12 protein-coding genes are annotated in these 15026 nt (G+C 35.7%); 7 read left to right on the top strand and 5 right to left on the bottom strand.

The window, feature by feature from the left end; all coding sequences use genetic code 11:
* Positions 1-9 precede the first annotated feature (9 nt).
* Positions 10-2952, bottom strand: a complete 2943-nt coding sequence (fdhF, locus tag LOK41_RS15520) for a formate dehydrogenase subunit alpha (protein WP_241817318.1) — start codon at positions 2950-2952, stop codon at positions 10-12.
* Between the two features lie 280 nt (positions 2953-3232).
* Between fdhF and fdhD the strand changes: the two genes are divergently transcribed.
* Positions 3233-4048, top strand: coding sequence for a formate dehydrogenase accessory sulfurtransferase FdhD (gene fdhD / locus LOK41_RS15515; protein ID WP_241817317.1), 816 nt, complete (start codon positions 3233-3235; stop codon positions 4046-4048).
* A 274-nt stretch (positions 4049-4322) separates the two neighbouring features.
* Complete coding sequence (locus tag LOK41_RS15510) at positions 4323-4829, top strand: GNAT family N-acetyltransferase (RefSeq protein ID WP_174100350.1); 507 nt, start codon at positions 4323-4325, stop codon at positions 4827-4829.
* A 421-nt stretch (positions 4830-5250) separates the two neighbouring features.
* Here the strand turns inward: LOK41_RS15510 and LOK41_RS28995 are convergent, their stop codons facing one another.
* Complete coding sequence (locus LOK41_RS28995; protein WP_277818644.1) at positions 5251-5373, bottom strand: hypothetical protein; 123 nt, start codon at positions 5371-5373, stop codon at positions 5251-5253.
* A 332-nt stretch (positions 5374-5705) separates the two neighbouring features.
* Between LOK41_RS28995 and LOK41_RS15505 the strand changes: the two genes are divergently transcribed.
* From LOK41_RS15505 to LOK41_RS15495, 3 genes are all read left to right on the top strand, one after another.
* Positions 5706-6377, top strand: a complete 672-nt coding sequence (locus tag LOK41_RS15505) for a response regulator transcription factor (protein WP_241817316.1) — start codon at positions 5706-5708, stop codon at positions 6375-6377.
* Positions 6378-6542: 165 nt separating this feature from the next.
* Complete coding sequence (locus tag LOK41_RS15500) at positions 6543-7919, top strand: sensor histidine kinase (RefSeq protein WP_241817315.1); 1377 nt, start codon at positions 6543-6545, stop codon at positions 7917-7919.
* Positions 7920-8113: 194 nt separating this feature from the next.
* Positions 8114-8626, top strand: coding sequence for a GNAT family N-acetyltransferase (locus tag LOK41_RS15495; RefSeq protein WP_241817314.1), 513 nt, complete (start codon positions 8114-8116; stop codon positions 8624-8626).
* A gap of 273 nt (positions 8627-8899) precedes the next feature.
* Here LOK41_RS15495 and pdxR read toward each other — a convergent pair whose 3' ends face one another.
* Positions 8900-10297, bottom strand: a complete 1398-nt coding sequence (pdxR, locus tag LOK41_RS15490; protein WP_241817313.1) for a MocR-like pyridoxine biosynthesis transcription factor PdxR — start codon at positions 10295-10297, stop codon at positions 8900-8902.
* Between the two features lie 116 nt (positions 10298-10413).
* Here pdxR and LOK41_RS15485 point away from each other — a divergent pair, with 116 nt between their 5' ends.
* Together LOK41_RS15485 and LOK41_RS15480 are read left to right on the top strand one after the other, a co-directional pair.
* Entirely contained in the window at positions 10414-11340 is a 927-nt protein-coding gene (locus tag LOK41_RS15485; protein WP_241817312.1) for a DMT family transporter, read from the top strand.
* 120 nt (positions 11341-11460) lie between these two features.
* Positions 11461-12000 (top strand): DUF4871 domain-containing protein, encoded by a 540-nt coding sequence (locus tag LOK41_RS15480; protein WP_241817311.1) that lies wholly within the window; start codon positions 11461-11463, stop codon positions 11998-12000.
* 321 nt (positions 12001-12321) lie between these two features.
* On the opposite strand, the gene LOK41_RS15475 is transcribed toward LOK41_RS15480, so the two are convergent.
* The gene (locus tag LOK41_RS15475; RefSeq protein ID WP_174100357.1) at positions 12322-13527 is read right to left on the bottom strand and encodes an NAD(P)-dependent malic enzyme; all 1206 of its coding nucleotides are present in this window, start codon (positions 13525-13527) and stop codon (positions 12322-12324) included.
* 72 nt (positions 13528-13599) lie between these two features.
* Positions 13600-14946 carry a 2-hydroxycarboxylate transporter family protein gene (locus LOK41_RS15470; protein ID WP_241817310.1) on the bottom strand — a complete coding sequence of 449 codons (1347 nt, stop codon included), beginning with the start codon at positions 14944-14946 and terminating at the stop codon, positions 13600-13602.
* Positions 14947-15026: the final 80 nt, after the last annotated feature.

Here is a 15026-nt window from a genome sequence, read left to right as displayed (position 1 = left end):
CTTCGCCCCCTAGTTTTGATCCACAAGTGATACGTATTGTTTTCGCTGCCATTTCTGCTGAATTTCAACACCATTTTGCGGATGACGTTTTTTATCTCTCGGGTTTGAAGCAGGAAGCGGACGATTACCTTTTTCACGTAATACACGCATTTTTACCATCGTTTGTTTATAAGCAGGTGTACAAGTATAAAGGTCTGTCGCTGTTCCTGTTAAAATATTAACCGCTTCTTCATTGACTGTCGCGTGCATCGGTAAATATAGCTCGTTTCCAGTCACACGATCTGTAATAAGTGCCTGCACCTTAATTTTACCAAACGGTGATGCTAGCTCTACAAGTCCGCCATCTTTCACATTTCGTTCAGTGGCAAGCTCAGGCGAAATCTCAACAAACACTTCAGAAATTTTGGATAAAATCCCAACTGATTTATTTGTCATATTCCCTTCATGGAAATGTTCGAGCAAACGACCGTTATTTAGTAATAGATCATAGTCTTCTGGCGCTTCAACTGGCGGAATCCATTCATCTAGTGATAGACGAGCTTTTTTGTCAGGGAAATTAAAGCCATCCACATATAATAATGGTGTGTCACTACCATCGTGGCTACCCCAACATAAACTATTCCATCCTTCTAAACGATCATATGTCGCTTGTGAATAATACGGCGCGAGTGATGCGATTTCATCCATAATTTCACTTGGGCTTTCATAATTCCAATCACCACCGAGGGCACGAGCTACTTTTTGCAGGATCCACCAATCTGGTTTCGAATCACCGAGCGGTTTCATAACTTCATATAAACGCTGAATACGACGCTCTGTATTCGTAAAGGTTCCTTCTTTTTCTAGACTTGGTGCTGCCGGTAAAATAACATCAGCAAAACGAGCTGTTTTTGATAAGAATATGTCTTGAACTACAAGGAAGTCGAGATTACTTAAAATGTATTGCACATGATTCGCATTGGAATCGACTAACGCCATTTCTTCTCCCATTACATACATACCACGTAGTTTCCCTTCCTCTGCAGCCGCAAGCATTGCAATGTTATTCAGCCCTGGCTCTTTCGGAATTTTAGTACCATATGCTTTTTCAAATTTCGCACGAAGTGTATCATCCGACACTGCTTGGTAGCCTGGAAGCCAGTTCGGTAATGTCGCCATATCACAAGCACCTTGCACATTATTATGCCCACGGAGTGGATATGCACCTGCACCAGGGCGACGGTAGTTACCAGTTACAAGAAGTAAGTTAGAAATCGCTGCAGACGTCGTACTTCCTCCTGTATTTTGCGTAACGCCCATACCCCAAAGTACACAAGTACCATCTGCTTCGTATACCATGCGAGCCATTTCTTTTAATGTATCTTTCGAAATACCTGTAATATTTTCTGTATAATCAAGTGTGTATTTCTCTAACATTTTGCTATATTCATCAAAGTTCTTCACATTTTCATCTAAGAATTTCTTATCATGCCAACCTTGATCAATAATATATTTTGTTATTCCAGCAAGCCATACGTAATCCGTTCCTTGACGCGGATGAACAAATAGGTCAGCACGCTCTGCCATTTCATGTTTACGAAGGTCTGATACAATCAGTTTTTGCTCATGTAATTTATGGGCACGTTTCACACGAGTAGCAAGTACAGGGTGTCCTTCCGTTGGATTCGCTCCCACAATAATAACAAGGCCAGCTTCCGCAATATCTTTCACTGTCCCTGCGTCTCCACCTATACCGACAGTTTTTGTTAAACCATCACTTGCTGGGGATTGACAATAACGGGAACAGTTATCTACATTATTTGTTCCATATATTTGACGAGCTAACTTTTGCATTAAATAGTTTTCTTCATTTGTTACTTTTGAAGAAGAAATAAATCCAAATGCATCGCTACCATATTCAGATTTAATATGCTGCATATTGGATGCTACAACTTCTAAAGCTTCTTCCCATGACGCTTCAACGAACATATCGCCCTGACGAATCAACGGTTTTGTAATACGGTCCTCGCTATTTACAAAGTCCCAACCGAACTTTCCTTTTACACATGTAGAAATTCCGTTTACTGGTGCGTCTGATACAGGTTGTACTTTTAAAATTTGACGATCTTTCGTCCACACCTCGAACGAACAACCTACACCGCAAAATGTACAAACTGTTTTCGTCTTGTTAATCTTCGTTTTTCGCATCGCAGATTCCACTTCTGAAACTGCTAAAATACTACTATATCCAGGCTCTACATCTTTTACAAAATCAATCATTGGGTCTAACACATCCGGTTTTAGTCCGGTCATGAACCCCGCTTCTCCAAGCATTGATTTTTCCATTAATGCGTTACAAGGACACACCGTTACACATTGCCCGCAACTAACGCAAGATGAATCATTAATACTTACGCCGCTATCCCAAATTACACGAGGACGATCTAAATTCCAATCAATTGATAATGTTTCGTTTACCTGTAAATTCTGACACACTTCTACACATTGCCCACAAGCAATACATTGATTCGGATCGTAACGATAAAATGGATGAGTCATGTCTACTTCTTTTGAACTAACTTTCGGTTCATATGGGTATTTCTGCTCTTCAATTCCCATCATATGTACCGTATTATGAACTTTACAGTTCCCGTTATTATTATCACATACTGTACAATACAATAAGTGATTCTCTAATATTCGATCCATCGCTTCCGTTTGCGCTTCTTTTGCGCGCGCTGATTGTCTTTCGATATGCATACCATTTTCTAATTTCGTTGAACAAGCACGCAGTAATTTTCCATCTACCTCCACAATACATGTATCACAAGTTTGAATTGGATCTACTTCCGGTACATGACAAATTTGTGGATGCTCTACATTACTTTCGTTAAATAATTGCAGTATCGTCTTTTCACCAGATGAAAGAAATTCCTTTCCATCTACGGTTACACGAACCGTTTGCTCTGCCATAGTTCCCCTCTCCTTACAACTAACTGTACAATATAGTTTTGAATCCGCTTTCAAAACTATATTGTTGTACATTTTTTGAAACGCTCTGTTGAAATCTTATCTTAGAAGTCGATTCTTGATGCCATAAGGTATAAAAAATGACACTATTCTACTACTCTATTATATCTCACATATACAATGATAACCAAATAATCTTCTATATCATAGCTAACAGATGCTTTTATATTTTCAATGTTTTATGATAAATAGGAAGAAAAATACATACAAAGGGGAAAATAGTATGGGGCATGTCCAAGAAACCTATAAAATGATACGTTATCAAGGCGGCGTTTTTTCTGAACAAAAAGATGAAATTGTCACAGAATATCCTGTAACAATTAAATTAAATGGGGAGGAATATGTAACAGTTGTATGTACTCCAAATTATATTGAAGATATGGTAATAGGTTTTTTAATTTCTGAAAGAATTATCGCTTCTTATGAAGGGATTGATGAGCTATGGATACAGAAAGACAAAGGGGTTGTCCATGTAAAAACATCACAAATCAATCCTCTCTATCAAACACTATATAACAAACGATATGTCACTTCTTGCTGCGGAAAAAGTAGACAAGGTTTTGTTTTTGTAAATGATGCAGCAAAAGCAAAAACTTTACATGATATACATGTAACAGTTACTCCGAAAGAATGTTTTAATTTAATGAATACCTTACAGCAATCTTCTACTACATTTCAGCAAACTGGTGGCGTTCATAATACCGCTCTTTGTGATCGAAACAACGTTCTCATATCAAGAATGGACATCGGAAGGCATAATGCATTAGATAAAATATATGGCTATTGTTTACGCAATCATATCCCAATCAAAGGAAAAATCATTGTATTCAGTGGTCGAGTTTCATCTGAAATTTTGTTAAAAGTTTCTAAAATCGGCTGTGAAATTGTTCTTTCTAAATCAGCGCCAACAAAATTAGCTTTGCAACTTGCTCATGATTTAGGCATTACAGTAGTCGGGTTTATTCGTAATGATTCTTGTAATATTTATACTCACCCAGAACGAATTGAAGGATATATAACAGAAAAAAATGATTCCTAGCAAAGGAATCATTTTTTAGTTATAAAAATGTAATATATTTAATTGTTGAATAGTTAATAAAGTTAATATATAATTTCATTACATAAAGTAATAAAAACAAAAGAAGACACATGTTTTTCTCGCATATATCTACTTATTCTTTTACAAATTAAGAACGAGCACGTAAAGAATATGTTTATGAATACACAGTAGATGTTCTATCAATATAATCATCATACTCTTACGGATCCCCCCATTTTCCTATAGAGTGAGATAAACTAAGGAGGTTCTCGATATGGAAATTCGTTTATTAACAAAAGAAGATGCAGAAATTTACTTAAAAGTTTGTATGGAAGGATTAACACAAAATCCCGAAGCCTTTAGTTCTTCTTATGAAGATGTACTAAAACATGAGGATCCTGTGGCTGCAATGGCAAAGCGTTTAGCTAATCCAGATAAATATACACTCGGTGTCTTTAAAGATAACGGTTTAATCGGAATTGCTACTTTAGAAACTAAGCCATTTATAAAACAAGAACATAAAGCAAAAATCGGCTCTGTTTATATCTCTCCAAAAGCACGTGGTCTCGGTGCTGGACGTGCGTTGATCAAAGCCATTATTGAAAATGCACATAAATTACATGTAGAACAACTCATGCTTGATGTTGTTGTCGGAAATGTAGCTGCAAAAAAATTGTATGATTCACTTGGCTTTCAGACATATGGTGTACAAGAGCGTGCCTTAAAGCATAATGGACAGTATTGGGATGAGGAACATATGGTTTTATTTTTGAATAATTAATTATAGCTTTTCACAAAAGTACCTTTTGATACAAAGGTGCTTTTTTCTTACAACAATGTAATATTTATGTCATCTAATTAAATGGTTCTCTCCCCTCCTCTTTACTATACTAAAAGTACGAAATCACAATTAAAAGAAATGAGCGCTAAAGAAAAAATAGAAGTAATAGCATAAAATCGGTAATTGGAGGAACAACAAATATGAAACAGCACAAACATCTTATTTTTTTAATTTGCGGTACAATAATTGTCACTTCAGGACTCGCAATTCTTCCTTGGTTTATTGTATAACACTTCTATCATTTTTTAATTCTTTAGCCTTCCTAGACAAAACTCCCCCGTACATAGCATACGCGGGAGTTTTACATACAAATAAAAAAGCTCATTGTTTCTCCAAACGAAACAACGAGCTTATACATCTATTATAGAATTCCGAAAAATTTATTCGCACACTTCACAATGATTAACATAGATACGGCAACACACATTGCAACAGCATTGCGATCTTGTTTATCCTTTTGAAAACGTTCTTCTTTTTTACTCATGTGTATAGTCCCCTTTATAAAAAAAGTGTGAGATAGGAAATTTTCCTTATCCGATGCGAGGTGAATACGAAATTTCTCGCTATCTCACATACACAATAGAATGGAATTGTCATTTTATAAATAAAATGACATGACGTTATGTCGCAACATAGGGTATTTTGTGTCGCTACGCCTTTTATTATAGAAAAGAGTTGTGCAAAAGTAGTGCATTTTTTATGTCAATTGCTTTAGTAGAAAAAATACACTGCAATTCAATCACATAAACAGAGTTTTTTATTATTTTCATGTAAACTATACAAAGTAGAAATGAATGTTTTGAGGTGCACAAGACTATGATAAAAATCTTATTAGTAGACGATGAAGAACGCATGTTACGATTATTAGATTTATTTTTAAGCCCACGTGGTTATTTTTGTATGAAAGCTACGTCTGGCATAGAAGCTCTTGAACTAATTCAACAAAAAAACTTCGATATTATTTTGTTAGATGTCATGATGCCAAATATGGATGGATGGGATACATGTTATCAAATCCGCCAAATCAGCAATGTTCCAATCATAATGTTAACAGCTCGTAATCAAAATTACGATATGGTTAAAGGACTCACAATGGGGGCCGATGACTATATTACAAAACCTTTTGACGAACAAGTACTCGTTGCACGAATTGAAGCTGTACTACGCCGAACAAAAAAGGATGGTTTTATCAGCTTTAATGGTATTGAATGGGATAAAACCAAACATACTGTCACTGTTTACGACGAAAAAATTCCACTTACACCTATCGAGTTTTCGTTACTAGGGCTGTTTTTACAAAATACAAATCGAGCATATAGCCGTGATGATTTAATCGAAAAAATATGGGGATATCAAACCGATATTGAATACCGTACTGTCGACTCACATATCCGCAATATCCGTGATAAATTACGAAAAAAAGCCTTTCCTGTTGAAAGATACTTAGAAACCATCTATAAAGTGGGATACAAGTGGAAAAGTGAATAAAAACAAATAGTATAGTAAAACTTTGATTAGCAAACATTTTTTATCCCCCTATTCGCTGTACTTTAAAGTAGGAGGCTTACCGTCCGAGAATAGGGGGATAAAAATTTGATAAGTGGTGAGATACATCCCTCTAGCTATTAATGTGAAATAAAGGTGTGGTCAAAAATGAATAAACTTTCCCTCAAGGTCGGTACATACTTTTTAATATTAGCTCTATGTATTGAAACAATTGCTTTTGTATCTTTTTATACAAGTTTGTCGAACATGCGTATCGAGGAAGAAAAATCTGCTCTTTTAGAAAAAGGGAAGCGCTATAGTAAATTTATTTCAAGACGTTATGGCCCACGAACTTTCGAACATGCTACAGCAATGGAATCGCATTCTATTTCAGATACAAAGTTAGTCATAACAGACACCAATGGGCAAATCCTTTCTTCTTCTGATCCAGTAACACCGGAAATGAAAAAGCAACTTGCTAACAAAATACGTTGTACTTCAATAGATGGAACTATGGTTGAGAAAAATTGGAAAACATCGAAATATATTTCAACAGCAACGCCCATTATCATTCATAAACAAATCACTGGGTATGTACATATGTTTTTAGATACAGCATTCTTAGAAAAAATGATTCTTCGCTTAGCACATCAATTTATTATTATTGGTGTATTAACTCTTGTTTTAACAACAATTTCTGTATTTATCTTTTCTCGTGTCATTACCGATCCTCTTATTAAAATGAAACGTGCAACAGAAAAAATGTTAAAACTAAATAAACCAATTAAATTAGGAATTAAACGCAATGATGAACTCGGTAGTTTGGCCAAAACCATTGAAGAATTATCAAGCGAATTAACCTATATGAAAAAAGAAAGAAATGAATTTCTTGCAAGTGTAGCCCACGAACTGCTCACACCACTTACCTATATGAAAGGTTATGCAAAAGTTGCTAAAAGAGATTCTCTCTCTAAAGAAGAGCGTGAAGAATATTTACAAATTATTGAAGATGAAACAGATAGTGTAACCGAACTCGTTCAAGACTTATTTGATCTAGCACAACTGGAACAGCATCAATTTATTATAAAAAAACAAAAGATTCCTTTACAACCTTTTCTAGAACGCATGATTGAAAAAACCAAACCAGCACTTGCTAAAAAACTAATGAAAATTAAATTTTACTGCACAGATAACCCTAATGTCTGTATGGATGAACGCCGAATGGAACAAGTAATGCTAAATTTATTGCACAACGCCTATCAGCATTCTTATGAACAGTCAATTATTACTGTACGCGCCTATCAAAATGGGAATACTTTTTCTATAAGTGTGCAAGATGAAGGAGAAGGGATTCCGCAAGAAGATATTCCACATATTTTTGATCGTTTTTATCGTGTTGATAAATCAAGAGCTCGAGCTACGGGTGGTAAAGGAATCGGTCTAGCTGTTGTAAAAGAAATCGTTGAGTTACATAGCGGCTCCATACAAGTGAAAAGCAAGCTCGGAATTGGAACTGAATTTATTATTGAATTACCAATCGAATAATATAATTGTTCGTCTATCACCAGTAGTATCTTTATGAAGAAGCTGCTGGTGATATTGTGTTAATAGCTATTATTTATTGAAATTTTATTTGCACACTGAGTAACATGCTACTAACAAAAGCTAGCTTTTTGAAATTATTCTTATTTCAATATAAAATATAACTACATCTGTCAAAGATTTGGAGGGTGATATAATTGGATATCCATGTATTAACAAAGGATGAAGCAGAAATTTATCTAGAACTTCGCGTAGAAGGATTAAAGCAAAATCCTGAGGCTTTCAGTTCTTCTTATGAAGATATTATTAATAAAGAATGCCCGATTGAGTATAAAGCACAAAAGCTAGCACAAGATGAAAACTATACACTAGGTGCATTTAAAGACGGTACATTAATTGGGGTTGCAACCCTGGAAACGAAACCATACGTAAAACAAGAACATAAAGCAAAGATTGGTTCAGTATATGTATCGCCAAAAGCACGTGGACTTGGAGCAGGAAAATCTCTTATTAAAGAGTGTATTGAACTTGCAAAAACATTAGAAGTAGAACAAGTTATGCTTGATGTTGTGATCGGAAATGATGGTGCAAAAAAACTTTATGAATCATTAGGATTTAAAACATTTGGTGTACAAGAGCGTTCTTTAAAGTATAACGGTCAGTACTGGGATGAAGAACATATGGTTTTATTCTTAGATGAAGAGAAATAATTAAAACATCCTCACATGCATGAGGATGTTTTTCATTTTGTAGAGAAAAGAATTATGATAAGAAAATTGTGCGAAGCATCGCAAAATAGAGTCTTCGTTTAAAACGGTAAATAAAATTTTATCGGCGATTCTGCAAATATATCGACCGTTTCTCACAATATATCGGCGCAAATTGAAATATATCAGCGATTCGACAAAGGATATCGACCGTTCGACAAATTACATGTTAAAAATCTATTCGTTGCCCAACAAAATATGTACATGCGAAACAAACTACTTCAAAAACCATGCCTGATATAACAATTGAACCGCTTCTTTAATCTCTTCCTCAGATAAAATAGCAAACCCAAGCAAAACTGTATTTTTTGAAGTAGTCCCTTCTTTATAATACGTAGAAACCGGATATACTTTTATACCGTTTTCAGCTGCCCTCTTTATTAATGCTTCTTCTAACATTCCATTGTGAACTTTTAATAAAATATGTAAGCCAGAATCTTCTCCAATTACCTCCGCCTTATTAGAAAAGCACCTTTCTACCGCTGAGACAAGAGCATCTCTTTTTTTTCGATAAACAACTCGCATCTTATGAATATGCTTTTCCCAATGACCCTCGTTTAAAAATCTTCTAATGATTTCTTGGTCGATTCTTGAAACACTTTGTGTATAAAATAAATATTGCGCTTGATACAACTCAATTAGCTGTTTTGGCAGTACCATGTAGCTCATCCGTAATGATGGAAGCAAAGCTTTTGAAAGTGTTCCCATATAAATTACATTTCCTTCTGTATCAAGACCCTGCAGTGCTGGAATCGGCTTTCCAGAGTAACGAAACTCACTATCATAATCATCTTCAATAATATAACGCCCACTCTCTCCTTGTGCCCATTGTAATAGTTGCATCCTTCTTTTAATTGGCATAATCATTCCACACGGAAATTGATGAGACGGGGTAACGAACACAACATTTGCATGACTATCTTCTAAATCTGAAATACAAATCCCATCTTCATCAAGCGAGAGCATCTGAACATTTTCTTCGCCTTTCTCAAAAGCAACCATTTTCCGGTGATAACCTGGATTTTCAACTGCAAAATAACTTCCTTTTAACAACTGAAACAACATCCTTATTAAAAACTGTGTCCCAGCTCCGATTACAATTTGACTTGCTGAACATCCCACACCTCTTGATTCATATAAATATTTCGCAATCTCTTCACGTAAACACGCTTCTCCTTGAGGATGACCAAGAAATAATAAATCCTTATTTTCTAGTTGCCATACCTCGTTTGAAATCTTTCGATATATAGAGAATGGAAATGCATTTGCATCTACACCTGTTTGGGTGAAATCATATTTATATTTTTCTTCCCTGTACAATACTTCCTTCACGATTTCTCTTCTTTTCACTATATGTATCATTTGTTCTATTTCACATACAAAATAACCTGTGCGTGACACTGATTCAATGTATCCCTCTGCGAGAAGCTGTTCATATGCCGATTCCACTGTGTTTTTACTCACTTCTAAATATGTCGCTAACTTTCTTTTTGCTGCGAGCTTCGTAAAAGGAGGGATTTTCCCACTTCTTATTTCTGATTTTATATACTCGTATAACTGTACATACAGTGGGATTTTTCCCTCCATATTCAAATTTGGTGTTAACTCTAACATAAAATCTGACCCCTTTACAAAATACATTATTGATACTTTTTACAGTACCAGAAGTTATATATAATTCCTTTTATCATGTAAATCTTAAAAAATCAATCCTAGAAAGGAGCATCATGATGAACAATAACAGACGACTCGGCCTCATAATGATTATTACAGGAGCTACTCTATGGGGATTATCAGGTCCAATGATTCAGTGGCTTTTTCAACATACGAAAGTATCATCTATCGACTTTTTAGTCATTCGTCTATTGCTTGCTGGGGTCTTTATTTTATCTTTCTTACTAATAAAAAGACAAAATATATTTCGTATTTGGCAACAACCGCGTCATCTTTTGCAACTGATTATTTTCTCTATCCTTGGAATGCTTGGCGCACAGTATGCTTTTATCGAAACAGTGCATATTAGCAACGCTGTTACGGCTACTCTATTCCAATTTTTAGGGCCGGTTCTCATTACTATTTATGTTGCAATGCAGCATAAACAACTTCCTTCCACTATGCAAGTATTAGCAATTGTCGCTGCCCTGACAGGCACATACTTTATCATTACAAATGGATCCGTACAAAATATTGTTTTATCAAAAGAAGCGATTTTATTTGGCCTATTAACAGCAATTGGTTTTGCCTTTTACACACTTCATCCAGCTTCCCTTATTAAACAATGGGGGACGACTCTTATTATTGGTTGGGGGATGCTAATCGGAGGTATTGCACTATTCATTTATAATCGCTCTTTTGAATGGAAACAACTTTCGCAAACCTTTACGTTACAAACATTCTCTATGCTAATTTTAATTATTATAAGTGGAACACTTTCTTTTCTTCTTTACATTGGCAGCCTAAAATATTTATCAGCAACAGAGACCAGTATTTTATCTAGTATTGAACCGCTTGTAGCAGCTGTTGTTTCTATCGCTTGGCTAAAAGAATCTTTCGGAGCATACCAATTACTAGGTGGTGTATGTATCGTCGTTGCTGTTATTTTCTTAACAATGCCAGAAAAAGAAGCAGAGCCCACACTCACCACTGAACAAATATAGTACAAAATGTCAAAAGAGGTCATACTAAACTTATGACCTCTTTTTTATGAATGAAAAGGAATTGTCCGCTCTTCTAGCAAATACAATTACACTAACAATGAAAAATAGGAGTGTGGCAAGATGAAAAAAATTGGAACTGCGCTACTTTTCTCCTGTCTCATCACTGGATGTACCTCAATCGGGCAAGATTCCAAAGCACCAAGAACAGAAATAATAGAGGCTTCAAATCCTCAAACAAATGTACCCTCATTTTTTCATTTAAGCGTCTTAAAAGATGTTAACTGGGAAGAAAGTCCTCCCTTTGTTGATGGAAAAACACCGTTAAGAGGCATTGAAGGGAAAATTGCAATTGCAGATGGTACTTTCATTGCTGGTGAGAAAAATAAACAGATGTGGTTCTTCCTCGATCCACAAATACCATCTGGAAAACTATCTATTATTGCTCTAAAACAAGGATCTACAACCCCCACTCCCGTACTCTTCCAAGATGAAACTTCCGAACAAACTTGGACTGCTCCTACTTCCATTCATGCAAGCACAAAAGAGCTCCCTTTTCTTATGTCACTGCCTTCTCCTGGATTATGGGTATTCAATATATATATTGATGAGAAATATTATGAGCAAATTGTTATTCATGTAGAAAAAAGTGACAAGGCATAACTTCTTCCTTACAACAATGTAATTCTCATGTCATCTACTTCGATAGTTGCAATTCCCTCTCTCCCTTATACTAAAAGTAAGAAATGAAACAAAAAACAAGGAGAGATGAGAGATGAAAAAAGTGATGGAAGTAGTTGTAGCAGTAGCAGAGGTTTTTGTAAATGGGAAACAAGTAGCAGTGGAGTTAAACAAATAATGAAACGAGGAATATTTATTATGAATTGTCTAATCACATAAAAAGAGATAAGGTTTCATTACTGTTTTGATCCCTTATCTCCTCAGAGAGACAGTATCTTTTTTTGAAAAGGTACTGTTTTTTTACTATTTTAAATAACTTGGCGCCTTTTTCACTTGTGCCACACCTGATTCAATTGCTGCCTTCGCTACTGCAGCAGCAACACTTGGAACAACCCTTTTATCTAGCGGATTTGGAATGACATAGTTCTCATTCCGTTCTTCATCAGTAATGATGTTAGCGATTCCATATGCTGCAGCTAACTTCATTTCTTCTGTGACATCAGTTGCACGTACATCCAATGCACCGCGGAATATTCCAGGGAACGCTAACACATTATTTACCTGGTTTGGAAAATCAGAACGTCCTGTTCCAACAACAGCTGCCCCGGCCTGTAGTGCATCTTCTGGGAATATTTCCGGAATTGGATTGGCCATTGCAAACACAATTGGTTTTTCATTCATTGTCTTCACAAGTTCTTTTGTTAGTACGTTAGGAGCAGATACACCGATAAAAATGTCTGCACCGTCAATCGCTTCTTTTAATGTTCCACGTACAAATTCACGATTTGTTTCTTTCGCAATCTCGATTTGTGCCGGGTTCATCCATGATTCTCCTTCACAAACGATGCCTTCTAAACTTACTAACGTCATATGCTGTGCTCCTGCTTTTAATAACAATTTACCAATTGCAATCCCTGCAGAACCGGCACCATTAATGACAATCTTCACTTCATCCATCTGTTTGCTTACAACTTTTAAAGCATTAATAACTGCAGCTAAAACAACAATTGCTGTTCCGTGCTGATCATCATGGAACACTGGAATATTTGTTTCTTCTTTTAAACGCTTTTCAATTTCAAAACAGCGCGGCGCGGCAATATCTTCTAAATTAATACCTGCAAATGTAGGTTCTAAATTTTTAACAATGGTTACGATTTCATCTACATCAGTCGTTCCAAGACAAAGCGGAAATGCATCTACATTCGCAAACTTTTTAAATAAAATACTTTTCCCTTCCATAACCGGCATAGCTGCTTTCGGACCAATATCACCTAACCCAAGTACGGCTGTTCCATCCGAAACAACTGCAACCATATTACCACGTGCTGTATAGTCATAAGCTGTTTCTTCATCTGCTGCAATCGCTTTACAAGACTCAGCTACTCCCGGTGTATATGTCAAACTTAAATCATCTGCTGAATTAACTTCTACCTTACTTGTAATTTCAATTTTTCCAACCAATTCTTTGTGAAGTAGTAATGAACGCTCATTAATTTGACTTTCTAACATAGTTACAATCTCCCTTTAATTTGACAAGCTAGCTACATCTTTATATAGCTAGCTTGTTTGATAGTAAGTAATTTAAGAAAACATTTTTAATAAAACCGTTGCTGTTACGACCATTGCGGCACCGCCCAAACGCGTGGAAATTTGCGCAAATGGCATCAATTCCATTCGGTTTGAAGCTGATAAAATCGCAACGTCACCAGTTCCACCTAATCCACTATGACATCCTGTTACAATCGCAGATTCAACTGGGTACATTTTCATAACTTTCCCAACAAGAAAACCAGTCGCTATCATTGTTAATACTACTGACGCACAGACCACAACATATCCAACTGAAAGAACAGCTGCTACATCTTTTAACGGAATGTATAACAATCCTAATCCAACCATTAATGGCCATGTTAAGTTTTTCGAAATAAATTTGTATAAATGATATGCTCCTTGCTCCATTTTTGCTGGCATTAGTTTAAAGTACTTCACGATTGCTGCAGAGAAGATCATAATGATTGCTCCTGGGATACCAATAAATTTAGAAGCAAATCCGCCAAAGATAAAGAATGTACATGCAATTAATAAACCTGCTCCCATTAATGAGAAATCAATTGGTTTTTCTGTATTTTGTTCTTTTAATAACTCTGCTTGATTATCTGTTTTTACTAATACGCCATTACCACTAAGCTCGGGTCTTTTCTCACCTAGACGTTTCATATATCCTGCGCTTACAATCGCAAACATATTTCCAATAATAGCTGCTGGAATGAGCTGTGATACAAATGTCGCAGAAGATTCATTTAGAATGTCACTGTAGGCTAAAGAAAGTGGTAAAATCCCTTCTCCTATACCACCGCTCACAATTGGTACAATGATAAAGAAGAATGTTTGCTTCATTTCAAATCCAAATAATGAGCCAACTAACAAGCCGACTACTACTGATGCTAATGTCCCTACAACTAACGGGATAAACATGCGAACAAACCCTTGTACTAACACTTTACGGTTCATTCCTAAAACACTTCCGACTACTAAACAAGAAATATATAAATATAAAAAATTCGACTTTTTCATTAATGCAGTAGCAGCTTCCATTGAAGCAGGGTTCATCCAATTAAAAAATACAAGTAATGATGGAATAAATAATGAGAGAATTGCTGGTCCACCAATATTTTTTAAAATCGGGATCCGCATCCCAATATCCCCTAAGAAAATCCCCATAATCATAATGACTGCAAATCCGCCAATCATATCAGCTGGTAACTTGTTATATACAGATGCTCCATAAATAATAGCTGCTAATACGATATATAACGGTAAAGGTATAACACCAATTTTAATATTCATGATTTTTGAAACAAAAGATTTTTGTTCTAACTCTGCTGTTTCCGCAATTGATACCGCTTCCACATTATTTCGAATCCCCATATAGGCACCCCCTTATATTCTTGTTTTTAATATTAAAACGCTTTCAACATTAAAAATAGTTTTTGTAAGTTTTGTAACTG

The organism is Bacillus sp. TL12 (assembly GCF_022625245.1).
GTDB lineage: Bacteria > Bacillota > Bacilli > Bacillales > Bacillaceae_G > Bacillus_A.
The sequence above is the reverse complement of the archived record's forward strand: the minus strand, read 5'-3'. Positions and strand labels throughout refer to the sequence as shown.